This window comes from Enterobacter sp. Taxon_8 (genome assembly GCF_058354585.1).
This window is the reverse complement of sequence record NZ_CM177989.1, coordinates 3,115,109-3,140,742: the sequence shown is the minus strand read 5'-3', so window position 1 is coordinate 3,140,742 and position 25,634 is coordinate 3,115,109. Positions and strand designations below refer to the sequence as shown.

Below are 25,634 nucleotides of genomic sequence, written 5' to 3'. Positions count from 1 at the left end.
TTGCTGAACTATGGCTGAAGATCAAAACCCGCCTGCTGACGAGCAGGACAAAAACAATAATGAGCGTAAGCGCCCGGGCAAGAAACCGTTAATTATCCTCGGCATTGTCGTCGTGGTAATGGTCGTCGTGGCGCTGGTCTGGTGGTTTTTAACCCGTAACGAAGAGACGACCGACGACGCCTTTACCGACGGCGACGTGGTGACGATTGCCCCGAAAACGGCGGGCTACGTCACCGAGCTGCGCGTACGTGATAACCAGCGCGTGAAAAAGGGCGATCTGCTGGTGGTCATAGATCCGCGAGATACCACCGCGCAGCGCGATCAGGCCCAGGCCCAGCTTGGGCTGGCTATCGCGCAGCTGCATCAGGCCCAGGCGCAGCTGGCGCTTTCAAAAGTCCAGTATCCCGCCCAGCGTGACGAAGCCAAAGCGCAGGTGCTGAAAGCGCAGGCCGATCTGGCTAACGCACAGGCGGAGTACCGTCGCCAGCGCGGCGTCGACCCGCGGGCAACCACCCAGCAAAGCATTGATTCCGCGAACGCTCAGCTGCGTAGCGCCCAGGCAGGGCTGGCCAGCGCCCAGGCGCAGCTGGAAGTGGCAGAGCAGGTACAGCTGCAAATCCGCCAGCAGGAAACCAACGTTGAAGCGCGCGAGCGTCAGGTCGATCAGGCGAAAGCGCAGCTTGAAACGGCCAATCTGAATCTCTCTTACACCGAAGTCCGCGCCCCGTTCGACGGATTTGTCACCAAACGCAACGTGCAGCCCGGCACGCTGGTGCAGGCGGGAACGGCGCTGTTCTCACTGGTTTCGCCGAACGTGTGGGTGGTGGCGAACTTCAAAGAGTCCCAGCTTGAGCGCATGAAGCCGGGCGATAAGGTCACCGTGTCCGTCGACGCGTGGCCGGATATGGAGCTTGAGGGGCACGTAGACAGTATCCAGCAGGGCAGCGGCTCGCGCTTCTCCGCCTTCCCGGCAGAAAATGCTACCGGTAACTTCGTCAAAATTGTGCAGCGCGTGCCGGTCAAAATCGTGATTGATAAAGGCCTCGATCCGAACAAACCGCTGCCGCTGGGGCTGTCGGTTGCACCGAAGGTGACGGTGGAATGACGGATCACAGCCACGACAGCTGGAAGCCCGCCAGCAATCCGTGGGCGGTGGCGATTGTCGTCACCCTGGCGGTGTTTATGGAAATTCTGGACACCACCATCGTCAACGTGGCGCTGCCCCACGTGGCGGGTTCGCTCTCGTCCAGCTATGACGAATCCACCTGGGTGTTAACCAGCTACCTGGTCGCGAACGGCATCGTGCTGCCCATCTCGGCGTTTCTGAGCCGGGTATTCGGCCGCAAACAGTTCTTCCTGATCTGCATCGTCATGTTTACCGTCTGCTCGTTTCTGTGCGGGATTGCCACCGAGCTGTGGCAGATCATCCTGTTCCGCGTGATGCAGGGCTTTTTTGGCGGCGGGCTGCAGCCCACGCAGCAGTCGGTGCTGCTCGACTACTTCAAGCCGGAGGACAGGGGCAAAGCGTTTGGGCTCTCATCCATCGCGATTATCGTTGCACCGGTCCTCGGCCCGACGCTGGGCGGCTGGATCACCGACAACTACTCCTGGCGCTGGGTGTTCTTTATCAATATTCCGGTGGGGATTGTCACGGTGCTGGCGATCTACCAGCTGCTGGAAGATCCGCCGTGGGAGAGCAAATCAAAAGAGAAGCTGACTATCGACTGGACGGGGATCGGCCTGATCGCCCTGGGGCTGGGCTGCCTGCAGGTGATGCTTGACCGGGGGGAAGATGAGGACTGGTTCTACTCGAACTTTATTCGTACCTTCGCGGTGTTAACGCTTATCGGCATTATCGGTGCCATTTACTGGCTGGTGTATGCCAAAAAGCCGGTGGTAGATCTGCACTGCATGAAGGACCGCAACTTTGCCATCTCCAGCCTGCTGATGGCGGGGATGGCGATGATTTTGTACGGCAGTTCCGTGGTGATCCCGCAGCTGGCGCAGCAGGACCTGGGCTATACCGCCACCTGGTCCGGGCTGGTGCTGTCGCCCGGGGCGGTGCTGATTGTGCTGACTATTCCGCTGGTGCTGAAGCTGATGCCGGTTGTACAGACGCGCTGGATTATCGCCTTTGGCTTTACCTGTCTGGCGGTGTCGTTCTTCTGGTCGCGCACGCTGACCCCGGATATCGACTTCGAGACGCTGGTGCTGTTCCGCAGCGCCCAGTCGCTGGGGCTGGGATTCCTGTTTGTGCCCCTGACCACCATTGCCTTTATTTCGATCCCAAGACGGCTGAATGCCGACGCGGCGGCGCTGTTCACCATGTTCCGCAACGTGGCGGGCTCGGTTGGGATCTCGCTGTCGACGGCGGCCATCACCGAACGGTCTCAGGCGCACAGTGCGCATCTTGCGTACCACGCCTCACCGTTTAACGAGCAGTTCCAGCTGGCAATACGCGAAAGCGCCCAGGCAATCCAGAACTTCACCACCCAGGTAGGGGACCCCATCGGGATTGCCACCGGACGCATGTACCAGACCATGATTGAGCAGTCGCGCTTTTTGGCCTACATCGACGTCTTTACCATCCTGAGCGCCGTGGCCTTGTTACTGATTCCGTTTTGTTTGTTGCTCTCGCCGGTTAAGAGCGAGGGGAGTGCAGGAGCACATTGATGATACACAGACGTTTACACCCCCTGATGATAATGATGATGCTGGCAGGCTGCGCCGTCGGGCCGGACTATCAGCCGCCCGCGCCGCCTGCCGTCACGCACTGGAACGATAAGGTCGACAGCACGGTGAAATCGCAAACTACCTCCGCCGCGACAAACCCGCGCTGGTGGAAAACCTTCGGTTCGCCGCAGTTAGATAGCCTGGTTGAGCGCGCCATCGCCGGGAACCTGACGCTGCAGCAGACGGTGCTGCGCATCGCCGGAGCGCGTGAGCAGATTAACCAGGCGGGCGGGGCGTTTTACCCGTCGGTGAACGGCAATCTGGAGGCGACGCGTCAGCAGCTTGGGCTGGAAGGGGAGCTGAAGTCCCACGGCGTGTACGACCAGCTGGATAATGTCGATCCTGAGCTGCGGGGCGCGTTAGGCCCCCTGACGCAGCCGATCAACCTCTACCAGGGCAGCTTCGACGCCCAGTGGGAAATCGACCTGTGGGGCAAGGTACGCCGGCAGGTGGAAGCCGCCGAAGCGCAGCAGAAAGCCGCTATCGAGCAGCGTAACGACGCGCTGGTGTCGCTGGAGGCGGAAGTGGCGCGCGCGTGGCTCCAGCTGCGCGGGGCGCAGAGCATTATCGCCACGCTGAACACCCAGATTAAAAGCGCGCAGCAGACGCTGGATCTTACCGAAAGCCGCCAGCGCGGCGGACTGTCTCCACAGATGGACGTGGAAAACGCCCGGGCGCAGCTGGGCAACCTCGAAGCGCAACTGCCGCAGTATCAGGCGCAGGAGCGGCAGGCGATGAACGGTCTGGCGATCCTCCTCGGCAAGCCGCCGGGGGCGCTGGATGCCGAACTACAATCCGCGCAGCCGATGCCCGCGCTGCCGGATATCGTGCAGACCGGCATTCCGTCGACGCTTGCGCGACGCCGTCCGGACGTGCGCGAAGCTGAGGCGAACCTCCATGCTGCCACGGCGCAAATTGGCGTCTCGGTGGCGGAGCTGTTCCCGAGCTTTACCCTCTCCGGGCAGTTTGGCCTGCGCAACAGCGAAACCAACTGGCTGACCGACTGGAGCAGCCACTTCTACAGCTTTGGCCCGCAGGTCTCCATTCCCATATTCCAGGGCGGGCGGCTGGTCTCCAGCGTCAAGGTGGCGCGCGCGCAGCAGGGGGCGGCGGTGCTGGACTATCGTCAGACGGTGCTCACCGCGCTTGGCGATGTCGAAAATGCGCTGGTGAGCTATCGCACCGACCAGCAGCGTGAGGCGGGCCTGGCGAAAACCATTGATGCCCTGCAAAACGCCTTCGATTTAGCCAGCGACAGCTACCGCCAGGGGATCGCCAGCTTTATCGACGTGCTGGACGCCCAGCGTCAGCTGGCGCAGGCCCAGCAGCAGCGCGCGCAGGCGCAGGTGCAAAGCGCCCTCGATCTGGTGGCGCTCTACAAGGCGCTCGGCGGCGGCTGGGAGCCGTATCAGCAGGTGCAATTACCGGACTACAGCGTCTTTGGCGACGCCCCGCGCGGATAAATATTCAGAGGATTGGGCAAGAAACGGACAGGAACACCACATTCGCGATGGCTGAGGGGCGGGTATAACTATCGTGTACCCCTTAAACGACATGCGAGGATTATCTTATGCGTTATCAAAAACTGGGCAATACTGGACTGTTCGTTTCTGAACTCTGCCTCGGCACCATGACCTTCGGCGGTGAAGGCGGCATGTGGGGCAAGATTGGACAGCTCCAGCAAAGCGAAGCAGAACAGCTGGTGGGCCGCGCGCTGGATGCCGGGATCAACTTTATCGATACCGCGGACGTTTACTCGGAAGGGCGTTCGGAGGAGATCGTCGGCCAGGCGCTGAAAAACCTGAAAATCCCTCGCGAGAACGTGGTGGTCGCGACCAAAGTGTTCGGCGAAACCGGAACGGCAGGGGTGAACTCGCGCGGCAGCTCGCGCTATCACATCATCAGCAGCGTGAAGGAGAGCCTGCGCCGCCTGCAGCTCGATCATATCGATCTCTATCAGCTGCACGGCTTCGACCCGGCCACGCCGATTGAAGAGACACTGTATGCGCTGGATAACCTGGTGCAGCACGGCCACGTGCGCTATATCGGCGTCTCGAACTGGGCGGCGTGGCAGATTGCCAAAGCGCTGGGCATTTCCGAGCGTCTCGGGCTGGCGCGTTTCGCATCCCTCCAGGCGTATTACACCATCGCCGGACGCGATCTTGAGCGCGAGCTGGTGCCGATGATGCAGAGCGAAGGCGTCGGGCTAATGGTCTGGAGCCCGCTGGCAGGCGGCCTGCTGAGCGGAAAATATGGCCGCGACGGGCAGAGCGAAGCCGGTAGCCGCCGTCTGGAGTTTGACTTCCCGCCGGTGAACAAAGAGCGCGCCTTTGACTGCGTGGACGTGATGCGCGTGATTGCCGAAAGCAAGGGCGTCTCCGTCGCGCAAATCGCGCTGGCCTGGCTGCTGCATCAAAAAGCCGTGACCAGCGTGATTATCGGGGCCAAACGCGTCGAACAGCTGGACGACAACATTGCCGCCACCGGGATCCGCTTAAGCGAAGACGAGCTCAAACAGCTGGATGCGGTGAGCGCGCTGCCGCGGGAATACCCTGGCTGGATGCTGGAGCGTCAGGGGGAATATCGCAGCAATCAGCTAGCGCAACAGTAACCTTTTTCATCAGGAGATTTTAAATTTCTTTGCCCATCGTTACAGCAATCGGCGAAAGCGGCTTATTTCACTGAGCATGCTTTTGCCGATTCAACGATGGGCTCTGGCGGAAATCAGCAACCGTCTTTGCAGGTTGCCGCTGGATTTTGCTCAAGAACTCTTACCAGCAGGGCTCGGGGTTCTCTTACTACATCCGTTCCAACTGACAGTACTTTGCCGTCCCGCTCTGCTGAATACTTCGCGACAACATCACCGAATGCATTTCGCTGCAGGGCGACTTCTTGCCCTGCTTTTACCGTATCGCCGGGCTTAACGAATACTTCCGCAAACCCACCCGTGGTCGCTCGTATTGAACTGATAGCATTACCAATATACGTTTTATTGCTGCTGGCGGTTGCGCCGATTTTGCCTTCAATCACCTTATAATGGATCAGTACATTGCGGGCACCTTCTACACCCCGGGCAATCATATCCTGCTGGTAAATCCTCGGCTCTCCCGTCTCGGCCGTTATCGCCGGGATACCATTTTGAATAAAGGTAGTTTCCATTGAGCCGGCTTCACCGGGATCTTTCTTAATTTGATCTGCCGGAAAAAGTTCTGCAATAGTCCGGGCATCCGCATTGCGGTAGTCAGCATAAATGAACAGCGGATAAGCCGTTCCGGTAGACTGGGTGTGATAGTCAATCGCCAGGTCGACATTTCCCTTGTAAACGTTATTCCACATCATCCATGCCTGACGCTCGGCAGGGTTACCCGTTTCTTTTCCCGGATGCACGCGGTTGTAGTCGATCGTCTCACCCCCATCGGTTGAAACGGACCATGTCCGGGAGACCCTTTCAAGTCCAGAACGGTTTGGACCAATAATGCCAATAACGCTGCCGTTCATTTTTGCGGGGTCCAGTTGTTCCATTACTTTTTGTACGATGCGCACTCCGTTTAGCTCATCCCCGTGGACGCCCGCCTGCAGCAGAACTTTCTTCCCGTCCGTTTTCCCTTTTGCCACCATGATGGGTACATACCAGCGCTGTCCCGTTCCTGTCTCAACCCCCTCGAACATGAAGCGATGTTGTCCTGCTGTCAGGTCTGATACATCCAGAGTCGAGATGACCGGCACTCCCTGTACCTTATCACCCGTATACACCGTTGCCGCGTAAGTCATTGAGCATGGCAGCGCTAAGCTGAGAGCGAATGCGATACGGCCAGTAGATATCTTCATGAGCGTCATTTTCCATTTGATAGAGTTAAGATTTTTATTTTCCGGCCTGGGCCGTGGTTCGTGCTCATTAAGTTAATAGTGATTTTATGAGGCCAGCCAGCGGCACGAGCGGGAAATGTGATTTTGCATAGGCTAAGGCACCGGCTTCAATAACAGGGTTTGCGCGATTCATTTCCTGCCCGACGTTTTCTTTCCGACATGTCTCACAAAAAACGATCCTCCGCTTTGATCGACATGCCATCTTCACCTATATGACTAGTCATGAATTTTTAAATGACTAGTCATATAGGGAGAGACCATGAACAATCAGCTGCCGGCAAACTTTTTATGGGGCAACTCGGTATCGAGCATGCAGACGGAAGGTGCCTGGAATGAGGGCGGAAAGGGGATGTCTGTGTACGACATTCGTGAAGCCGGGGAGAATGTCTCCGACTGGAAAGTGGCGACCGACTCCTATCACCGCTACCGGGAGGATTTCGACCTGATGCAGGATCTGGGGATGAACTGCTACCGCTTCCAGATCTCATGGAGCCGCGTCTGCCCGCTGGGTGACGGCCCGTTCAACGACGAAGGCATCGCGTTTTACGACCGCTTTATCGACGATCTCATCGCCCGCGGCATCGAGCCGATGATCTGCCTGTACCACTTCGATATGCCGCTGGCGCTGGCGCAGGAGTACAACGGCTTCAACGACCGCCGCGTGATGGACGCCTTTATCCGCTACGGCAAAAAGATGATTGACTGCTATGGCGATCGCGTAAAGTACTGGCTGACCTTCAACGAGCAGAACATCTTCCATATGCCGGAAGCGTTTCGCATATCCGGCTACATGAAAGGGGAGAAAACCCTGCGCGAGCTGTACGAGCTGCAGCACCACACCATGGTGGCGCACATGTCGCTGACCGAGTACCTGCACCAGACCAAACCGGGCCAGCTGATGGGTGGCATGCTGGCGCACCAGCTGATCTACCCGGCCACCTGCAAACCGCGCGATATTTTCTGCGCCCAGCAGTACGACGAGTTCCTCAACCAGAACCTGCTGCGCGTCTTTGCCGGGCAGGGCTACAGCCCGGCGGTGATGGCGGTGGTGGAGCAGGAGGGCTTTGGCGATATCTACCGCGCTGAAGATTTAGCGCTGCTGGCGCGCACCAAAAACGACTATATGGCCTTCAGCTACTATGCCAGTAAAACGCTGGACAGCGATGCGATCCCGGAAGGCACTCCCGTGAACTATTACCTGCTGCACGGCGAGAAAAACAATCCGTACCTGAAAGCCACCGAGTGGAACTGGCAGATAGACCCGCTCGGTTTTCGCACCATCATTACCCGTTATTATAACGACTGGCGCCTGCCGGTATTCCCGATCGAGAACGGCATTGGGGTGATTGAGTCCTGGGACGGCGTGAACCCGATTGAGGACACCTACCGCATTGACTACCACCGGGCGCATATCAATGCCATGAAAGAGGCGATGTTCGAAGACGGAGCAGAAGTTCTCGGCTACCTCGGCTGGGGCCTGATCGACATTCTCAGCTCTCAGGGTGATATGCGTAAGCGCTACGGCGTGGTCTATGTCAACCGTGAAAACCACGACCTGAAAGACCTGAAGCGCGTGCCGAAGAAGAGCTACGCGTGGTTAAAACAGCTTATCCATACCAACGGACGCGAGATGTAAGCCGTACGCTGCCGGGCCGTTTTTGTGACTGATTGATGGGAAATATCCGCTATGTCTGAAACAAAAATAACACCGCACATGCAGTCTTTTGTCGATAAATTTGTAGAGTTCTCGGCGCGCCTGGCAAACCAGGTGCACCTTCGCTCCCTGCGCGACGCCTTCGCCACGGTGATGCCCATTTTCATCCTCGCCGGTCTGGCGGTGCTGGTGAACAACGTGGTGTTTCCGTGGATTTTTCACGGCGACACGCTCGCGCAGTGTAAGGTGTGGGGCGAGGCGATTATCAACGGCACGCTGAACATCGCCGCGCTGCTGCTAGCCCCGATGATTGCCTGGTCGCTGGCGCGCAACAAAGGTTTCGACAATCCGATCTCGGCAGTGGTTATCGCCGTCAGCAGTTTTATCATCATGATGCCGATGCGCTTACAGGTTACGCCCGTTGGCAGCGACGCTGCGGTGAACGTCACGCAGGTGCTGACGTTCGCCAATATCGGCTCCACCGGCATTTTCGCCGGGGTGCTGATTGGGCTGCTCTCAACGGAAGTGTTTATCGCTATTTCGCGCCTGAAGGCGCTGCACATATCGCTCGGGGAAAATGTGCCCCCGGCGGTGAGCAAATCCTTTACCGCGCTGATCCCGACGATCCTCACGCTCTCCCTGTTCGCGGTGCTGGCGGCGATACTGGCAAACGTGCTGCATACGGACCTGATCCATCTCATTACGACCTTTATCCAGCAGCCGCTGCGGCTGATCAACACCAGCCTGCCGGGGACGATTTTTATCTACAGCTTCGGTAACTTCCTGTTCACGCTCGGCATTCATCAGTCAGTCGTTAACAGCGTGGTGCTGGAGCCGTTCCTGCTGATCAACACCAACGAGAACATGCTGGCCTTCGCCAACGGCCAGCCGATCCCGCACATCATCAACAACATCTTCGTGCCGACCTTTGGCATGGTGGGCGGGACGGGCAGCACCATCTCGCTCCTGATTGCCATCTTTATCTTCTCCCGACAAAAGTCGGCGAAGCAGGTGGCGCGTCTGTCGCTGGCGCCGGGCCTGTTTAACATCAACGAACCGGTGATTTTTGGCCTGCCGATTGTGTTTAACCTGCCGCTGATGATCCCGTTTGTGCTGCTGCCCGCCATCGGCATTTACTTCGCCTGGCTCTGTACCACGCTGGGGTTAATGTCGCGCTGCGTGGTGATGATCCCGTGGACCACGCCCCCGATTCTCAGCGCCTGGCTGGCGACGGCAGGGGACTGGCGGGCGGTAGTGGTGCAGTTGGCAATCATCGTATTTGGTGTATTCTTCTACCTGCCTTTCCTCAAAATTGCCGAGCGAGTGGCCTTGAAAAACAGCGGGATAGAAAACTAACTGAAAGGAAGGACGATGGCGGCGAAGTACATCACCATAGCGCGGGAAATCAAGAAACGCATTATCAGCCAGCAGTACGCCGCCAATGAACCGCTCCCGGACCAGTTTGCGCTGGCGGCGGAGTTCAGCACCAGCCGGATGACCATTCAGCAGGCGATGCGCCAGCTGATCGTCGAAGGTCTGGTCTATACCCGTCAGGGCCAGGGCACGTTTATCCGCAAAAACTTCCTCCAGCTCTCGCAGTGGGATCTCTCCGGCAGCGACTACTTCGGCGCGACTAAAACCTGGGAACACCTGGGCAAGGTAACCAGCCAGGTGGTGCATTTTGAGCTGCGCTTCCCGAACGAGAAAGAGCAGGCGTCGCTGATGATCAATGCCGATGCGCCGATCTATGACTTCATTCGCCTGCGTTTGCTGAACGGTGAACCTATGTCGCTGGATTCCACGGTGATGCCGATGAATCTGGTGCCGGGCCTGACGAAAAATCATCTTGAAGGTTCAGTGTTCCAGTACGTGCAGGAGACGCTGGGGCTGAAAATTATGGGGTCGTATCGGGTGGTGCGGGCGCTTAAGCCCAGCGCGCTGGACAGGGAGCATCTGGTCTGCGAGGAAACCGATCCGGTTCTGGAGGTGGAGCAGGTCATTTATCTGGAAGATGGCACAGCGCTGGAGTATGCCCACTGTCACTATCGGTACGACCACGGCGGGATTGTGATCGTGAATAACGGGTAAAAAAAAGCGGGCAACGAGGCCCGCTTTTTTAATGCTTCTCTATCAGTTCAAACGCACCGGCATACCGGAGCGGTTCTGCACGGCCTGGTCAACAATCGCCGTTTCTACGTCAGGCTGAGAAGTCACCGCCTGTACCGCGCTGTTCAGCGTAACAGGGACGACTTCGTTGTTGTTGATCTGGTCTTCGCTGGTGGACAGCGGGTTGTGCACTTCGATGTAGCGGCTGCCGTCTGGCTCAGAGGTCGCTTTCACCGGTTCGTTGATGAACTGCACGCGCGTACCGACCGGCACGTTTTCGAACAGGAATTTAATGTCATCGTTACGCAGGCGCACGCAGCCGTGGCTCACGCGCAGGCCGATACCGAAGTTGGCGTTAGTACCGTGGATAGCGTACAGGCGACCAATGTACAGGGCATACAGACCCATCGGGTTATCCGGGCCTGCCGGTACTACGGCTGGCAGCGGTTCGCCCGCAGCGATGTATTCCGCGTGCATTTTGGCAGTCGGCGTCCAGGTTGGGCCCGCTTTCTTACGCTCGACTTTCGTGGTCCAGTTCATCGGGGTGTCTTTACCCAGCTGGCCGATACCGATTGGCAGCACGATAACGGTGTTGGTGCCTTTCGGGTAGTAATACAGACGCATTTCGGCACTGTTAATCACGATACCTTCATGAACGGTATCCGGCAGGATCAGCTGCTGAGGAATATTCAGCACGGTACCCGCTTTTGGCAGATACGGGTCAACGCCCGGGTTTGCTTCCAGCATGTTAGACAGGCCCAGCTGGTACTGCGCCGCGAAATACTCCAGCGGCTGAGAGTTACCTTCTGGTACCGTCACAACCTGGTTCTGGCCTACCAGACGGCTACCGTCTGTTGGCAGGGGATACGTCACCGCAGACGCGGTCTTACAAAAACCTACTACGGCTAACGCCGCCGCAAAAAGCGTTGTTAATTTCATGTTCATGTTGTGCGAGGTATCTAAGCCATTCTGGCGATGAGTTGATAAGTCTGAATCTGTGATGGGAGCGCATTATATGTGCATTCCCGCTAACAGGGAATTCAGATGTGTACGAAATCACATTTTTTTCGATTTTGTTAAAGTTTAGTGGATTGCCGCAACACGGGATCTCAATTCGGAATTGTGGCATAATGCCATGTTTATCACACTTTTCGCAGGAATCTCCCCGTGTTAGTTACCAGCAACGTCACTATGCAGTTTGGCAGTAAGCCGCTGTTCGAAAACATTTCCGTCAAATTTGGCGGCGGCAACCGTTACGGCCTGATTGGTGCCAACGGTAGCGGAAAATCCACCTTTATGAAGATCCTCGGCGGCGATCTGGAGCCGACCCTCGGCAACGTCTCGCTCGACCCTAACGAGCGTATCGGTAAGCTGCGTCAGGATCAGTTCGCCTTCGAAGAGTTCACCGTGCTCGACACCGTGATCATGGGGCACGCGGAGCTGTGGGAAGTGAAGCAGGAGCGCGATCGCATTTACGCGCTGGCCGAAATGAGCGAAGAAGATGGCTATAAGGTGGCCGATCTGGAAACGCAGTACGGCGAGATGGACGGTTACTCTGCGGAAGCGCGCGCGGGCGAGCTGCTGCTGGGCGTGGGGATCCCTGTTGAACAACATTACGGCCCGATGAGCGAAGTCGCGCCAGGCTGGAAGCTGCGTGTGCTGCTGGCACAGGCGCTGTTCTCTAACCCGGACATCCTGCTGCTCGACGAACCGACGAACAACCTGGACATCGACACCATCCGCTGGCTGGAGCAGACGCTGAACGATCGCGACAGCACCATGATCATCATCTCGCACGACCGTCACTTCCTGAATATGGTCTGTACGCACATGGCGGATCTGGACTACGGCGAGCTGCGCGTGTATCCGGGCAACTACGACGAGTACATGACGGCGGCCACCCAGGCGCGTGAACGTCTGCTGGCGGACAACGCCAAGAAGAAAGCGCAGATTGCCGACCTGCAGTCCTTCGTCAGCCGCTTCAGCGCTAACGCCTCTAAATCGCGTCAGGCGACCTCGCGCGCCCGTCAGATTGATAAAATCAAGCTGGAAGAGGTTAAAGCCTCCAGCCGTCAAAACCCGTTCATCCGCTTCGAGCAGGACAAGAAGCTGTTCCGTAACGCGCTGGAAGTGGAAGCTCTTACCAAAGGCTTCGATGAAGGCCCGCTGTTTAAAAACTTCAACCTGCTGCTGGAAGTGGGCGAGAAGATTGCCATTCTGGGCGCCAACGGCGTGGGTAAGTCCACCATGCTGAAAACCCTGGTCGGCGAACTGCAGCCGGACAACGGCACCGTAAAATGGTCCGAAAACGCGCAGATTGGTTACTACGCGCAGGACCATGAATATGAGTTCGAGAATGACCTGACCGTCTTCGACTGGATGAGCCAGTGGAAGCAGGAAGGCGACGACGAGCAGGCGGTACGCAGCATTCTGGGTCGTCTGCTGTTCAGCCAGGACGACATCAAGAAGCCGGCTAAAGTGCTTTCCGGTGGTGAGAAGGGACGCATGCTGTTCGGCAAGCTGATGATGGAAAAACCAAACATCCTGGTGATGGACGAACCGACTAACCACCTGGATATGGAATCGATCGAATCCCTGAACATGGCGCTGGAGATGTATCAGGGCACCCTGATCTTCGTCTCTCACGACCGTGAGTTCGTCAGCTCCCTGGCGACCCGCGTGATCGAAATTACGCCAGAGCGCGTGGTGGACTTCACCGGTAACTACGAAGATTACCTGCGCAGCAAAGGTATCGACGGCTAAAAAAAAGCCCGGTGGCGCTTCGCTTACCGGGCCGACGGGTGACGTTGTAGGCCGGGTAAGGCGAAGCCGCCACCCGGCAATCTTCAGAGCACCCACTCACTCCCTTCAACCCCGTTCACCCGCAGCGTACGTTTCTCCCCCGCCGGTAACGACACTTTCAGCGCTTTCCACGCTGGACGATAATCCCCGCGCGCGTTCACCTTCAGGTTGATGGTTGCGCCGTCGCACACCATCTCCCAATCCACCCACAGCGCATTGCCGTTCTGGTAGCCCCAGCTTTCACCGTCGTCTTCAAACAGCAGCCCGGAGGTTGTGCCGACGCCTTTCACCGGGAACAGCTTCAGCTCGCGTGCCGTATCTTTTTCGGCACTCACATGCGTGATGCGCTCGCTCAGCGGCAGACCGGCTCCGGCGCGCACCAGCAGCGGCAGTTTTTCCAGCGGCGCATCGAGGACGATGGATTGCCCGCCTGCATACCACGCGTGGGTGTAAAAATCGTACCAGCCTGTTTCGTTATCCGGCAGCCAGACCCGGCGCTCGCGCTGCCCGGCTTCGACCACGCTGGCGACCAGCAGGTCGCGGCCCAGCAGGAAGTCATCGCACTCTTCGAATGTCTGCGCATCGCGCTCGTGGTCGAGGAAGGTCGGGCGCAGCATCGGCTCGTCGTCGGCGTGCGCCTGCCAGAGCAGGGTGTAGAGATAAGGCAGCAGGCGGTAGCGCAGCTCAATCGCGCCGCGAATAGCAGGCGTGACGCCCGGATACATCCACGGTTCGTTGACGGTGTGGTCATCGTTCCACGAGTGAATGGTAAAGCGCGGGTGCATCACGCCGTTCTGCACCCAGCGCACGAAAAGCTCGGCGTCCGGCTTGTCGCCGGAGAAACCGCCGACGTCGTGGCCGACGTTGAACAGCCCGGACAGGCTCATGCCCAGCCCCATGCGGATGTTATAGCGCAGCGTGTCCCAGCTGGTGCGGTTGTCGCCGCTCCAGGTCTGAACGTAGCGCTGCATCCCGGCGCATCCGGAGCGGGAGATGAGGTAAGGGCGTTTTTCTGGCGCAAAGCGCTGCTGCGCTTCCAGCGAGGCGCGCATCATCAGCAGCGGCATGACCGGGCGAATATGCTTGATGGCGATCTCCTTGCCGAAGCCAAAGCAGCGGGCTTCTCCGTCCCACACTTCATATTCGTTGTTGTCGTTCCAGGTAGAGTCGATGCCCATCTCCAGCAGTTGCGTAGTGACGCCGTTCTGCCACCACTGCACCGTCTGCGGGTTGGTAAAGTCGAGGTGCGAGCCTTCGTCATCCCAGAAGCTGGAGCGTTCGGGTGCATCGGTTTCCGAATCGCGAATGAACAGGCCGCTCTCCGCCACTTCGCTGTAGCGCGGATGATCCTGCAGCAGGCACGGCTTGATGTTTGCGGCCAACTTCAATCCCGCGTCGTGGAACGCCTGGCTCATCACCTTCGGCTGCGGCACCTTGTCATAGTTCCAGTTGAAGACGTAGCGCTTGCCGTTGATGGAGGTATAGCCAGACGAAAGCTGGAACGAGTCGCACGGAATGGCGTGTTCTTCGCACAGGCGGATGAAGTTCATCAGCTGATTCTGCGCGTCCGGCGCGTCGGTGTAGTGCATGGTCGAACCGCTGTAACCCAGGCTCCATTTCGGTCCGAACAGCGTTTTCCCGGTGAGGCGAACAAAGGCTTTGGTAACGTCCAGCACGCGTTTGCCGGTAAAAATGTAGTAGTCGATATCGCCCGCTTCCGCCTGCCAGCGGCGATAGGCGGTATGGTAGTTGTCGATCTCGTTGCCCAAATCCAGCCAGCAGCTGCTCAGGTTGTCGTAGAACAGGCCGTAGCTCACGTCGTCGCGGCGGGTTATAGTGAAAGGAATATGCTTGTAGAGCGGGTCGGTGCTGGCGGCGTTATAGCCCATGGCGTCGAGGTTGCGCATCTCATAGCGTTTACCGTTGCGCTGCAGATCGCCCGCTTTCTCGCCCAGTCCGTAGAAGCGCTCGTCCTTACGGCGGCTCAGATAGTGCGCCACGCCGTCGCCGTGGGCGTTCAGCAGGTAGGCGCTGGTGGGGCGGTCGTTGACCAGCGGCTGCCACTCGCCCGCGTCATTGCGATAGTGCCACTCCAGCCACAGCGGCTGGTGCACGGTGACGCGCAGCTGTTCGGTTGCCACGGTTAACGTGTCGTCCTGCTGCGTCAGCGCCCAGGTCGGGCAGGTGAAGCCGCTGATATCGTCACGACGGCGCCCTTCCCACGGCACGTCTTTTTCCGGCGCGATGCTCCAGGTGCGGTCCAGCGCCAGCTCGCCTTTGCGTTTGATCAGCACGCGGAACAGGTTCTCTTCCAGCACATACAGGCACAGGCGGTGCTGGTTATCGACCAGCAGTTCCAGATGGTTTGCCGACTGCGTATCCAGGGTCCAGTTTTTCAGGGTTTTCATATGCAATACATCCACTATCAGGCGCGCTTGGCGCGACGTTCAGCAATAAATGCTACCAGGAAGACGGCGCCAATCAGGTCAAAGAAGCCCATGGCGATAAAGAGCGGGTTAAAGCCGATTTTGTCGGCGGTCACACCGATTAACAGGGAGAACAGGAAGCTGGCGATCCACGCCGCCGAGCCGCGCATGCCGTTGACGGTCGCCATCTGACCTTTGTCGAACGACTCCACGACCAGGGCGCTCAGCATGCAGGAAATAATCTGGTGCCCGAAACCGCCGATGGAGATCAGCACGATGGTGATATACGGGTCGCGGGTAATGGCCACGATGCCCAGCGAGATCATCAGGAACGCGCCCGTCACGGAGCTGGCGACGACCGAGTTAACGCGTGAGCAGCCGAACATGCGGGTGTACAGACGCGTCAGGTAGCCGCTCGCCACGCTGCCGAGGTCGGCGGCGAGGAACGGCAGCCAGGCAAACATCGCAATCTGCTTCAGGTCCATGCCGTGCTCTTTGGCGAGGTACAGCGGTACCCAGAAGCTCAGCACCGCCCAGGCCGGTTCCGCCATAAAGGCGGGGATGGCGATACCGTAGAAGCGTTTGTTTTTTGAAACGGTTTTCAGCGCGGTCAGGAAGGGCAGCTTCACCGCAGGCGGTTCGTTGTCCTGCTTGATAAACGCCAGCTCGTCCTTGCTCAGGTTCGGGTGCTGCTCCGGGTTGTGGTAGAACGCCCACCACAGGATCACCCACAGCAGCGCCAGCACGCCGGTAAACATAAACGCGCCCTGCCAGCCGAACGAGGCGTGAGCAAAGTAGATGATAGGCGGGGCCAGCATCGCGCCGATGGAGAAGCCCACGCCCGCCCAGCCGGCGGCAACGGGTCGCTCTGATTTCGGGAACCATTCGCCGATGGTTTTGGCGTTCGCCGGGGTAGCGGCGGCCTCAGAGGCACCCATAAAGAAGCGCAGAATGGCCAGGTGCAGCCAGCTTCCGGCACCCGCGTGGAAAATACACATCAGAGCCCAGATCCCGGCGCAGACCATAAAGCCAATCTTCAGGCCAATGACGTCAATCAGCCAGCCGCACAGGGGCTGGAAAATGGTGTAGGCGATCTGGAAAGCTCCTACGATCCAGGAGTACTGCTCGGTGGTGATCCCGAGGCTCTCTTTCAGTTCCGGGGCGAGGATCCCGAGCGAGTTTCGGGTGATGTAGTTAACGGTAACGCCAAGTAAGAACAGCACCAGCACGTACCAGCGCAGGTTCTTGATGACGCGACGGGTTTTGCTTGTCGCAACGGTGTTATTGATGTCCTGACTCATTTTACTCTCCACAAGACGGACTGTAAGGGGACGGAGGTTCAGGTGTCACACGGATTTTTATGACTTTGATTTTTATCCGTTTAAAATTCTTAATCTGGTATACAACTAGTATGGAAGTTGTGTGACAAGTTCACCTTAAGGAAGAAAATGAGTGGGCAAAAGTGGATTTTGTGCAAAATTTCTCATAACTGACGAAAAGCCTCTGGCAAGATGGTATTTATGTCAGTTATTGCCTGACGAATACGCTATGAAAATTTTTTCATTTCGCAAATGGAGCCAGATCACAAAATGGACAAAAGGCTAAAAATCACCGAAATCGCGGCCCGCACGCAGCTCTCGATCAGCACCGTGTCGCGGGTGCTGGCGGGAAAAGCGAATACCAGCGAAAAGGCGCGCGCAAAGGTGCTGGCGTGCGCGCGGGAGCTGGGGGTGATGGAGGGTATGGCGGCGGGACGGCTGCTGCTCAATAGCCTGGTGGTTTTTGCCCCTCAGCGTGCGTTCGACGAGCGGTCCGACATCTTTTACTACCGTGTGATCCAGAGCGTGAGTAAAGGCCTTGCATCCCACGATGTGCGCCTGCGCTACTGCGCGCTGGAAGAGAACGATAGCGATGCCCAGCTGTTTCTGGCGCGCATGAACGAGGCGGATACCCAGGCGGCAATCCTTCTTGGCATCGACGACCCGCATATCCACGATCTGGCTGTGGATGTCGGCAAACCCTGCATGCTGATTAACTGCCGTGACCGCCACATGCGCCTGCCTGCCGTCGCGCCGGATCATCGCGCCATTGGCGAGCGGGCGGCGGAATATCTGTTTGAGATGGGACACCGTGAGGTAATGAGCGTGCTGTGCCTGCGCCGCTATACCATGGAGCTTCGCCTGGCGGGGATCCGCGACGCGTGGCAGTCTCACAACCTGAAATTCAGCGACAAGCGCGATCTGCTGGTGGTCCCCAGCTTCAGCGCACGCGAAAGTGAACAGGTAGTCAGCAGCTGGCTCAGCGAAATGCAGGGCAAGGATTTGCCAACCGCATTTTTGGTTGGCGGCGATTTTATGGCGGCGGGCACCATCAGCGCATTGCAAAAAAGAGGATTGCGCGTGCCGCAGGACGTGTCTGTGATGAGCATTGACGGGTTTAACCTGGCGGCAATCCAGGATGTTCCATTAACGGCCGTGCACGTTCCCCGCGATGAGCTGGGAACGGAAGCGGTTTATATGCTCCAGCAGCGGCTCATGCGCCCGGACGCGCCGGTGGGGACGTTACTGCTTAACGGCACGCTGGCCGTGCGGGAATCGGTACGGCGGATACGTCAGGGGAAACGACGCACCGCCGTTGAGCGGGAAGGTTTGTATGACAGTTAAACCATGCCCAGCGCGCGCTTGCCGTGGATGTTGAGATCGTTCACGGTAAAGCGGTCCTGCCAGCTCTTTTCATAATCTTCGCGCGGGAAATCTCCCGGTGACGCGCCGGTTTCGAGCGCTTCCTTGACCTTTTTGGCGTAGGCGAGGTTCTTTTCGCACATCGGCGCGGCAGGAATGTACATCACGTTGCCCCAGCCCTGCTGATTTTCCACCGGCGCGACGGAGTGGATCACATCGCAATGCCACCACACGGAATCGCCCGCGTCGAGCGCCGGAATGCTGCTTAATGCTTCGATGAGCAGCGGGTGCCACTTCTCGGAAACCGGCAGCACGCGCCCCGGCGCTACGCCGCACAGCTCGTCTTCCGGCACGTCGTCCAGCAGCGGGCGCAGCAGAATGTACGCCATCGCTTCCGGGATTGGCACCACGTGCAGCAGCCCCTGACCGGGGATCATGTCCGACAGCGCCGTCCAGCCCTGGAAGGTGCGGAACACCGAGCATTTGGTGGTGTTATCGACGGTGTACTCTTCCACTTCGGTACGGTGCGCGGCGTTCCACGGATCGTACTTATCGACGTTGCCGTCAAACACGTGGGCAAAGACCTGCTGGTAAGCCGGCAGCAGCCAGCGCTCCAGCGCGCCGGAGTCGGTATGGGCGCCGAGTCCTTTCGAGGTGGTTCCCGGCGGACGGCGGCGGATACGGTCCGGGTAAATCACGCTCACATCCGGGTCGAACCACTGCTTGCCGTTGCTCTCGAACGTCCATAAACGGTTCAGGAACGACTGCACCTGCGCCATCTCTTCGCTCTGACGCGCCTGCATTTGCGCCTGCGACCAGTAGATCGGGTAAATCTCCGGACGGGAGGCCGTTAAGGTGCCGAAGAAGTTATCGCCAGGCCCTTTGTACACTTCGTCAAACTTGTTCAGATCGAGGTAGTCGAGCATCGACTGATCCCACGCCAGCGCCTGCTCGCGGGGGAAGTGACCTTTAATCACCGCGCAGCCGCGGCGTTTAACGGCTTCGCGCTGTGCGTTGGTAATCGTGCCGTTTTTCACATCCGCAAACGGAATCACCGGCCAGATGGATTCGCCTTTGTTCTTAAGAGCGTTGATTTCCGCCACGCGGGTGGCAATTTTATCGCTGAGCTTATTGAACACCGCCTGCACGTCGCCGATCTGCGCGCGTAGCTCACGTTTCAACTGACGGATTGCCGCTTTGTGATCCGCCGGCAAAGTTTCACTGGTAAAGGTCATAACTGCCTCGCATCTTTCATTCGAAAGTCAAAATGTCTACAAGTGATACTTTAAGTTAAAATTAAGTTAATGCAAGTTTAAAAACTTGACGCAAGCCACAGGACGGGAAAAGAGTCAGGCTGCCGGAGCAAGGCTCCGGCGAGGAGAAGATCAGGCGTCGAACGGGGAATGGTTGTCGAGCACGGCCTGAATGACGTTCAGCGCGCCCTGATGGTTGTTGTCGTCGGTGCTGTAGCGGCTGATTTCTTTGATGCTTTCCGCCGCGTTACCCATCGCAAAGGAATATTTTACCAGCTTCAGCATCTCGGCATCATTGCCGCTGTCGCCAATGGCCACGCACTCCTGAGGGGAGATTTTCCAGCGCTTCAGCAGACGGCTGATGCCGTTGGCTTTGTGCAGGCCGGGGATAATCAAATCGACAAACCCAAAGCCGCTGGTGACCGGCTTCATGATGCCGTCCAGGGAGACGTGCAGCTTATCCACCAGATTCGGGATATCGCTATCCGGCAGGTTCAGGGAGAACTTGAACAGCACGTCGTCAATGTCGCGGTAATCGCTGATGCGCTTTAAGCGGTGGTAGTGCTTTGACATCAGCGCCACGAAGGCGTCCGGGGCTTTGTCGCTGACGTAGGCGCTCTCCAGCCCGCAGGCCACGAAGTTCAGGCCTTTGTCTTTCAGCAGTTCGCCAATCACGATCTGCGATTCATGGCGGGTCAGCTCGCCGTGAAAAATCTGTTCTCCGCGGTCGAACACCAGCGCGCCGTTTTCCGCCACGAAGGAGATCCGATCTTTTAGCGCCGGAAAGAAGGAGAGGAGCTGGTAATACTGGTTGCCGCTGGCGACAACGAATTCAATATCGCGGGCTTTAAGCTGTTCAAACTGTGCCTGGAAGCGGTCACGATCGTACTGCTTGGCATCATCAAGAAAAGTTCCGTCCATATCGGTGACGATAACTTTAACGGTCATACTGTGCTCCTGGGTCACTGCGTTTTGAAACATTCTAATAACAAGGTGACGGGGAGCACAAATTTAATTTCATTCGAAAGTAAAAGCAAAACGGCAACCGAGGTTGCCGTTTTTAGTGTTTTCTCCCTCTCCCCGTGGGAGAGGGGAGGGGTGAGGGCATCAGCGTGCGCTTTTCCCCTGAGGTGATGCCCCGTTACAGCGTATGCTCAGTACGGGCAATAATATCGTCCTGTGCATCCGGCGACAGGGCGGTGAAGAACGCCGAGTAACCCGCGACGCGCACCACCAGGTCACGATACTGGTCAGGGTGTTTCTTCGCCTCCAGCAGCGTTTCGCGGGAGACAATGTTGTACTGAATATGCCAGCCCTTATGCACCTCGAAGAAGGTCCGCAGCAGCACCATCAGCTTCTGGCGATCGCTGTCGTTTTCCAGCGTTGACGGATTCAGCTTCTGGTTCAGCAGCACGCCGCCGAGAATCGCTTCGGTAGGCAGTTTGCCCACCGAGCCAATTACCGCCGTCGGGCCAAGGTGGTCGGTACCGGAAGCCGGGCTTGCCCCTTCCGCCAGCGGCGTGTGTGCCTTACGTCCGTCCGGCGTTGCCATCGTCGCCGCGCCAAACGGCACGTTTGCGGAGATGGAGGACGTGCCCGCGTAGTAGTTACCGCCAATCGGGCCGCGGCCGTAGCGAGGATTGTGATACTGCTTAAGCTCTTCAATGTAGGTCTGATAAGCACGGGTCAGCAGCATATCCACGCTGTCATCGTCGTTACCGTACTTCGGCGCGCCGTTAATCAGACGTTGACGCAGCTGCTCGTGAGTCAGCCCGTCGAAGTCATCCGCCAGCGCCGCCGCCAGCTGCTGTTGGCCGATAGTGCCCTGTTCGAACACCAGCTTTTTCACCGCTGCCAGGCTGTTGCCGAGGTTGGCGATACCCACCTGCAGGCCGGAGACCCAGTCATACTTCGCGCCGCCCTGCTTGATGCTTTTCGCGCGCTCGATGCAGTCGTCCACCAGCGCCGAGCAGAGAATATCGTGGACGTTCTCTTCCAGCATGGTGTCCACAACGTACTCAATCTCAATGGATTTGCGGGTGTAGTAGCGGATCTGGCTATCCCAGGCTGCCATCACCTCCTCGAAATTATCGAAGTTACCTGCGGAGAGCGCTTTCTCCTGCGGCAGGAATACCTTGCCGCTGGTGGCGTCGCGGCCGCCTTCCAGCGCGGCCAGCATCACGCGGGCGAAGTTGATGAAGCTCATGCCGGTGCAGCGATAGCCCCACTTGCCGCCAACTGCGGTTTCGATACAGCCAATGGCCGCGTAGTCGTAGGCGTCGTCGCGCTCAACGCCGAGCTTGATGAATTCCGGAATGACGATTTCATCGTTGTTGAACGCCGGCATCCCGAAGCCGCAGCGGATCACCTGCACGCACGCATCGAGGAAGTCGTTGCTCATGCCCGCGTGATAGCGCACGCTCAGGTTCGGCTGGGTGGAGCGCAGACGGCCGCAGGATTCCAGAATTGCGTAGGAGAGCGGGTTCACCGCGTCCATCGGCTCACCGTTGACCAGCTTCTGGCCGCCGATGGTGACGTTCTGGTACAGCGGGCTACCGGCAGAGGCTTTGGAGTGCGAGCCAGAGCGGATCTTGTTCACTTCAAGCAATTTCAGCCAGCAGCTGTGCAGCAGTTCAATGGCGTGTTCGCGGTCGAGGCTCTGGTTCAGCTCCACGTCACGGCGGTAGTACGGATAGAGATACTGGTCCATACGCGCAAAGGAAACGGAGTGGCCGTTGGACTCAATCTGCAGGATCAGCTGAATGAAGTAGCACAGCTGCAGCGCCTGCCAGAAGGTTTTCGGCGGCTCGTGGGCAATCACGTCGCAGTTTTCCGCCATTGCCAGCAGCTCGTCGCGGCGGCTTACGCGGGTTTCGGTCGCGGCCATTTCGCGCGCCAGGTCGGCAAAACGTTTGATGTACAGGCTTACCGCTTCCAGCACGATATCGATCGCCTTCAGGAACTGATCGCCGTGCAGGTCTTCCAGCACCGTCAGGTTGATGCGCGAGCGGCGTTCGGCCACTTTGGCGCGCAGGCCGTCGAGACCTTTCTCCAGCACCAGCGGGAAGTTCACCGCCAGGTGCGCGTCGCCTGAGGTCATGTTGCCTTCGGCTTTGATAATGCCGGTTTCCAGCAGGCCTTTCTGCTCGTCGGTGAACATGCCGTAGCAGCGATCCTGCACCGTCTGGCCGCGCCACCAAGGGCAGATCTCGTGCAGCACACGCTTGTTCTGTTCGCTCACCGCAAAGCCCGCGCCCGGGCGGTCTGCCAGGTCGTCGATCTCTTTCTCAATCCAGGAGACGGTGTATTCCGGGAAGATCGGCGCGGCGCGCACCTCGCTTGCCTGGTTACCGATAATCAGCTCGTCGTGTTTGATCCAGATGGTACGTTCGGCCAGGTGATGCGCCAGCGCCAGAGCGCGACGCACCGGGATCGGCTTGTCCATGTGCTGCTGGTACATTTCGGTGTAATGCTGCGCGCGCTCGGTACAGACCGGCGGCTTGACGATATGCACCAGGGCCGTTTTGTGCGCCTTAATGCGTTCGCTGAGGGTATTGAGATTCAGAGTGGTCATAAGTTTATCCTCGTAAGGTCGCGGTTAACCCTTTCTGGCGGGCGTACTGCTGCGCAAAGTCCAGCAGAGCAGGGTTATCCAGCGGTTTGTCAGGGGCAGAGTAGGGTTGGCCGAGCAGGGTGTATTTGTTCATGCCCAGCGTGTGATACGGCAGAAAATGAATATCGTCGACGCCGAGTTCATCGGCAGCGAAGTTGGTAATGGCGGTTATGGAGGCTTCATCTGCGTTGAAGCCCTGGATGAGCGGTACGCGGATGGTGATGTTTTTCCCTGCGGCGGCCAGGCGTTTTAGGTTATCCAGGATGCGCTTAGCCGAACCGTCCGTCCACTGCTTGAAAAGGTCACCGTCGACATGCTTCAGGTCTGCGAGGAACAGATCGACGTACGGTAATGACGGCTCGATATAGTGCCACGGCACGTGAAGGCAGGTTTCGACGGCGGTGTGGATCCCCTGGTCATGGCTGGCTTTAAACAGGGCCTGCGCCAGATCCGGGTTCATAAACGGCTCGCCGCCGGAGAGGGTGATCCCGCCACCGCTGCGGTCGTAGAAGGGCTTGTCGCGCAGTACGGTCGCCATGATCTCCTCGACATGCTGTTCTTCGCCACAGACGGTCAGCGCCTGCGTCGGGCAGCAGTCGGTGAGGGCGTTAAGCGTCTCTTCACTCAGCTTTTCGCGGTGGATGATCGGGCCATTCAGCGCGCGTTCGATGCAGCCCGGCGCTGCCTGCTGGCACAGGTCGCAGCCGTCCAGGCACAGACGTGCATCAAACAGCACGTCCCGGCTGCGGGAGCGGCTTTCCGGGTTCTGGCACCAGCGACAGCCCAGCGAGCAGCCTTTCAGGAACACCACAGTACGAATACCGGGGCCGTCGTGGGTGGAGTAACGCTGAATATTGAAGATCATGTTTTTGCCTCTCATCTTGCATATGAAGATTAAATTACTTTCGAATGAAAGTTATCTTGATGCAGGTCAACTCTTCAGCAGGTTTTGTCGTGATAGGGTAAGTGCAGGCTAATTTTGAGGGTGACATCATGGAACTTTATCTCGACACATCTGACGTTGCGGCAGTCAAAAAGCTGGCGCGTATCTTCCCGCTGGCGGGCGTGACCACCAATCCAAGCATCGTAGCTGCCGGTAAAACGCCGCTCGATGAACTGCTGCCCGCGCTGCACGACGCGCTTGGTGGTAAAGGTCGTCTGTTCGCACAGGTGATGGCGACCTCCGCCGAAGGGATGGTGGAAGACGCGCGTAAGCTTCGCGCCATCATTAACGATCTGGTGGTGAAAGTGCCGGTAACCGCAGAAGGGCTGGCGGCGATCAAGATGCTAAAAGCGGAAGGGATCCCGACGCTGGGCACGGCGGTATACGGTGCTGCGCAGGGGATGTTGTCCGCGCTGGCGGGGGCGGAGTATGTGGCCCCTTACGTTAACCGCGTGGACGCGCAGGGCGGGGACGGGATCCAGACCGTAATTGAGCTGCAACAGCTGCTGACGCTGCACGCACCGCAGTCAAAGGTGCTGGCCGCGAGCTTTAAAACCCCGCGTCAGGCGCTGGACTGCCTGCTGGCAGGGTGCAAGTCCATCACGCTGCCGCTGGACGTGGCGCAGCAGTTTATTGCCTCTCCTGCGGTAGATGCGGCAATTGTGAAGTTTGAGCAGGACTGGCTGGGGGCGTTTGGCAGGACGTCGATTTGACGGGTGCGGCCTGATGCCCTCACCCCAACCCTCTCCCACAGGGAGAGGGAGCAAACACTAAAACGGCAACCTGAAGGTTGCCGTTTGCTTTAACCTCCGCACACCTCACACCCCGGGTTACGCATCAGCTTCATCTCGCGGAACTGGCAGGTTATCGCGTCATACATCACGATTTTCCCCGCTGCCGGCGTGCCGTAATTCGCCAGCACCTTGATCGCTTCCATTGCCTGCAATGAGCCAATCACGCCGACGAGCGGCGCCATCACGCCCGCCTCAACGCAGGTCAGCGCATTCTCGCCAAACAGACGGCTCAGGCAGCGGTAGCAGGGTTCACCCTCGGCGTACGTGAAGACGCTGATTTGCCCCTCCATGCGGATAGCCGCGCCGGAAACCAGCGGCGTTTTATGGGCAAAACAGCCCGCGTTGAGCTGGTTACGGACGGTGACGTTATCGGTGCAGTCCAGGACCAGATCGTGCCGGGAAATCTGCGCGGAGAGCGCGTCGTCATCCAGCATTGCGTCAATCAGCGTGAACCGAACGTGGGGGTTGATGCGCGCCAGCGCCGTGCGGGCAGAGTCCACTTTCGGCTGGCCCACCGTCGCGTCGCTGTGCAGCGTCTGGCGCTGCAGGTTAGACACCGACACGGTATCGAAATCCAGCAGCGTCATCCTGCCCACGCCTGCCGCGGCAAGGTATTGCGCGGCGGCGCAGCCCAGCCCGCCCAGCCCGACGACCAGCACGCTGGCCGCCTTGAGCGCTTCCTGGCCTTCGAAGTCAAACCCGCGCAGCACAATCTGGCGGTTGTAGCGCATCATCTCCGGGTCGCTCAGCTCCACCGTCATA

Annotated in this window: 19 protein-coding genes; 10 read left to right on the top strand and 9 right to left on the bottom strand. The window is 58.4% G+C overall.

Features of this window, described 5'->3' with window-relative positions:
• Positions 1–10: 10 nt before the first annotated feature.
• From AC4IBF_RS14950 to AC4IBF_RS14935, 4 genes are all read left to right on the top strand, one after another.
• Positions 11–1,105 (top strand): HlyD family secretion protein, encoded by a 1,095-nt coding sequence (locus AC4IBF_RS14950; protein ID WP_047742414.1) that lies wholly within the window; start codon positions 11–13, stop codon positions 1,103–1,105.
• A complete protein-coding gene (locus tag AC4IBF_RS14945; RefSeq protein WP_133294047.1) occupies positions 1,102–2,673 on the top strand; it encodes a DHA2 family efflux MFS transporter permease subunit in 1,572 nt (523 codons plus the stop codon). The genes AC4IBF_RS14950 and AC4IBF_RS14945 overlap by 4 nt, the downstream gene beginning before the upstream one ends.
• Complete coding sequence (locus AC4IBF_RS14940) at positions 2,673–4,196, top strand: efflux transporter outer membrane subunit (RefSeq protein ID WP_491462938.1); 1,524 nt, start codon at positions 2,673–2,675, stop codon at positions 4,194–4,196. Before AC4IBF_RS14945 ends, AC4IBF_RS14940 begins: the two co-directional genes overlap by 1 nt.
• Before the next feature lie 107 nt (positions 4,197–4,303).
• Positions 4,304–5,344 carry an aldo/keto reductase gene (locus tag AC4IBF_RS14935; RefSeq protein ID WP_133294049.1) on the top strand — a complete coding sequence of 347 codons (1,041 nt, stop codon included), beginning with the start codon at positions 4,304–4,306 and terminating at the stop codon, positions 5,342–5,344.
• Between the two features lie 113 nt (positions 5,345–5,457).
• Here AC4IBF_RS14935 and AC4IBF_RS14930 read toward each other — a convergent pair whose 3' ends face one another.
• Positions 5,458–6,561, bottom strand: a complete 1,104-nt coding sequence (locus tag AC4IBF_RS14930) for a M14 family metallopeptidase (RefSeq protein ID WP_111963927.1) — start codon at positions 6,559–6,561, stop codon at positions 5,458–5,460.
• Positions 6,562–6,859: 298 nt separating this feature from the next.
• Here AC4IBF_RS14930 and AC4IBF_RS14925 point away from each other — a divergent pair, with 298 nt between their 5' ends.
• From AC4IBF_RS14925 to AC4IBF_RS14915, 3 genes are read left to right on the top strand one after another with little or no spacing between them, the layout of a single operon-like run.
• Positions 6,860–8,236, top strand: coding sequence for a glycoside hydrolase family 1 protein (locus AC4IBF_RS14925; RefSeq protein WP_491462937.1), 1,377 nt, complete (start codon positions 6,860–6,862; stop codon positions 8,234–8,236).
• A gap of 51 nt (positions 8,237–8,287) precedes the next feature.
• Positions 8,288–9,610, top strand: coding sequence for a PTS sugar transporter subunit IIC (locus AC4IBF_RS14920; protein ID WP_491462936.1), 1,323 nt, complete (start codon positions 8,288–8,290; stop codon positions 9,608–9,610).
• A 15-nt stretch (positions 9,611–9,625) separates the two neighbouring features.
• Entirely contained in the window at positions 9,626–10,342 is a 717-nt protein-coding gene (locus AC4IBF_RS14915; RefSeq protein ID WP_115874566.1) for a GntR family transcriptional regulator, read from the top strand.
• A 42-nt stretch (positions 10,343–10,384) separates the two neighbouring features.
• On the opposite strand, the gene ldtB is transcribed toward AC4IBF_RS14915, so the two are convergent.
• Positions 10,385–11,305, bottom strand: coding sequence for a L,D-transpeptidase (gene ldtB / locus AC4IBF_RS14910; RefSeq protein ID WP_023335026.1), 921 nt, complete (start codon positions 11,303–11,305; stop codon positions 10,385–10,387).
• 222 nt (positions 11,306–11,527) lie between these two features.
• Here ldtB and AC4IBF_RS14905 point away from each other — a divergent pair, with 222 nt between their 5' ends.
• Complete coding sequence (locus AC4IBF_RS14905; protein ID WP_008501187.1) at positions 11,528–13,123, top strand: ABC-F family ATPase; 1,596 nt, start codon at positions 11,528–11,530, stop codon at positions 13,121–13,123.
• Between the two features lie 83 nt (positions 13,124–13,206).
• Here the strand turns inward: AC4IBF_RS14905 and AC4IBF_RS14900 are convergent, their stop codons facing one another.
• Both AC4IBF_RS14900 and AC4IBF_RS14895 read right to left on the bottom strand, forming a co-directional pair.
• Complete coding sequence (locus tag AC4IBF_RS14900; protein WP_491462935.1) at positions 13,207–15,570, bottom strand: glycoside hydrolase family 31 protein; 2,364 nt, start codon at positions 15,568–15,570, stop codon at positions 13,207–13,209.
• Positions 15,571–15,587: 17 nt separating this feature from the next.
• A complete protein-coding gene (locus AC4IBF_RS14895) occupies positions 15,588–16,889 on the bottom strand; it encodes an MFS transporter (RefSeq protein ID WP_143344858.1) in 1,302 nt (433 codons plus the stop codon).
• Positions 16,890–17,177: 288 nt separating this feature from the next.
• Here AC4IBF_RS14895 and AC4IBF_RS14890 point away from each other — a divergent pair, with 288 nt between their 5' ends.
• Complete coding sequence (locus AC4IBF_RS14890) at positions 17,178–18,251, top strand: LacI family DNA-binding transcriptional regulator (protein WP_143344859.1); 1,074 nt, start codon at positions 17,178–17,180, stop codon at positions 18,249–18,251.
• On the opposite strand, the gene AC4IBF_RS14885 is transcribed toward AC4IBF_RS14890, so the two are convergent.
• The 4 genes from AC4IBF_RS14885 to AC4IBF_RS14870 all read right to left on the bottom strand — a co-directional run bounded on the left by AC4IBF_RS14885 (position 18,248) and on the right by AC4IBF_RS14870 (position 24,000).
• The gene (locus AC4IBF_RS14885; RefSeq protein WP_143344860.1) at positions 18,248–19,504 is read right to left on the bottom strand and encodes a DUF1479 domain-containing protein; all 1,257 of its coding nucleotides are present in this window, start codon (positions 19,502–19,504) and stop codon (positions 18,248–18,250) included. The genes AC4IBF_RS14890 and AC4IBF_RS14885 overlap by 4 nt on opposite strands.
• Positions 19,505–19,654: 150 nt before the next feature.
• Entirely contained in the window at positions 19,655–20,470 is an 816-nt protein-coding gene (locus AC4IBF_RS14880) for a Cof-type HAD-IIB family hydrolase (RefSeq protein ID WP_367897148.1), read from the bottom strand.
• Positions 20,471–20,663: 193 nt separating this feature from the next.
• Positions 20,664–23,096 carry a formate C-acetyltransferase/glycerol dehydratase family glycyl radical enzyme gene (locus AC4IBF_RS14875; RefSeq protein ID WP_491462934.1) on the bottom strand — a complete coding sequence of 811 codons (2,433 nt, stop codon included), beginning with the start codon at positions 23,094–23,096 and terminating at the stop codon, positions 20,664–20,666.
• Between the two features lie 4 nt (positions 23,097–23,100).
• Entirely contained in the window at positions 23,101–24,000 is a 900-nt protein-coding gene (locus AC4IBF_RS14870; RefSeq protein WP_248173132.1) for a glycyl-radical enzyme activating protein, read from the bottom strand.
• 128 nt (positions 24,001–24,128) lie between these two features.
• Here AC4IBF_RS14870 and fsa point away from each other — a divergent pair, with 128 nt between their 5' ends.
• A complete protein-coding gene (fsa, locus tag AC4IBF_RS14865) occupies positions 24,129–24,791 on the top strand; it encodes a fructose-6-phosphate aldolase (protein WP_111963857.1) in 663 nt (220 codons plus the stop codon).
• Positions 24,792–24,880: 89 nt separating this feature from the next.
• Here the strand turns inward: fsa and moeB are convergent, their stop codons facing one another.
• Positions 24,881–25,633, bottom strand: coding sequence for a molybdopterin-synthase adenylyltransferase MoeB (gene moeB, locus AC4IBF_RS14860; RefSeq protein ID WP_491462933.1), 753 nt, complete (start codon positions 25,631–25,633; stop codon positions 24,881–24,883).
• Position 25,634 lies beyond the last annotated feature (1 nt).

Excerpts from the sequence above, each read along its gene's own strand:
- AC4IBF_RS14950 (WP_047742414.1), top strand. The coding sequence starts at position 11 with ATGGCTGAAGATCAAAACCCGCCTGCTGACGAGCAGGACAAAAACAAT.
- AC4IBF_RS14945 (WP_133294047.1), top strand. The coding sequence starts at position 1,102 with ATGACGGATCACAGCCACGACAGCTGGAAGCCCGCCAGCAATCCGTGG.
- AC4IBF_RS14940 (WP_491462938.1), top strand. The coding sequence starts at position 2,673 with ATGATACACAGACGTTTACACCCCCTGATGATAATGATGATGCTGGCA.
- AC4IBF_RS14935 (WP_133294049.1), top strand. The coding sequence starts at position 4,304 with ATGCGTTATCAAAAACTGGGCAATACTGGACTGTTCGTTTCTGAACTC.
- AC4IBF_RS14930 (WP_111963927.1), bottom strand. The coding sequence starts at position 6,561 with ATGAAGATATCTACTGGCCGTATCGCATTCGCTCTCAGCTTAGCGCTG.
- AC4IBF_RS14925 (WP_491462937.1), top strand. The coding sequence starts at position 6,860 with ATGAACAATCAGCTGCCGGCAAACTTTTTATGGGGCAACTCGGTATCG.
- AC4IBF_RS14920 (WP_491462936.1), top strand. The coding sequence starts at position 8,288 with ATGTCTGAAACAAAAATAACACCGCACATGCAGTCTTTTGTCGATAAA.
- AC4IBF_RS14915 (WP_115874566.1), top strand. The coding sequence starts at position 9,626 with ATGGCGGCGAAGTACATCACCATAGCGCGGGAAATCAAGAAACGCATT.
- ldtB (WP_023335026.1), bottom strand. The coding sequence starts at position 11,305 with ATGAACATGAAATTAACAACGCTTTTTGCGGCGGCGTTAGCCGTAGTA.
- AC4IBF_RS14900 (WP_491462935.1), bottom strand. The coding sequence starts at position 15,570 with ATGAAAACCCTGAAAAACTGGACCCTGGATACGCAGTCGGCAAACCAT.
- AC4IBF_RS14895 (WP_143344858.1), bottom strand. The coding sequence starts at position 16,889 with ATGAGTCAGGACATCAATAACACCGTTGCGACAAGCAAAACCCGTCGC.
- AC4IBF_RS14890 (WP_143344859.1), top strand. The coding sequence starts at position 17,178 with ATGGACAAAAGGCTAAAAATCACCGAAATCGCGGCCCGCACGCAGCTC.
- AC4IBF_RS14885 (WP_143344860.1), bottom strand. The coding sequence starts at position 19,504 with ATGACCTTTACCAGTGAAACTTTGCCGGCGGATCACAAAGCGGCAATC.
- AC4IBF_RS14880 (WP_367897148.1), bottom strand. The coding sequence starts at position 20,470 with ATGACCGTTAAAGTTATCGTCACCGATATGGACGGAACTTTTCTTGAT.
- AC4IBF_RS14875 (WP_491462934.1), bottom strand. The coding sequence starts at position 23,096 with ATGACCACTCTGAATCTCAATACCCTCAGCGAACGCATTAAGGCGCAC.
- AC4IBF_RS14870 (WP_248173132.1), bottom strand. The coding sequence starts at position 24,000 with ATGATCTTCAATATTCAGCGTTACTCCACCCACGACGGCCCCGGTATT.
- fsa (WP_111963857.1), top strand. The coding sequence starts at position 24,129 with ATGGAACTTTATCTCGACACATCTGACGTTGCGGCAGTCAAAAAGCTG.
- moeB (WP_491462933.1), bottom strand. The coding sequence starts at position 25,633 with ATGACGGTGGAGCTGAGCGACCCGGAGATGATGCGCTACAACCGCCAG.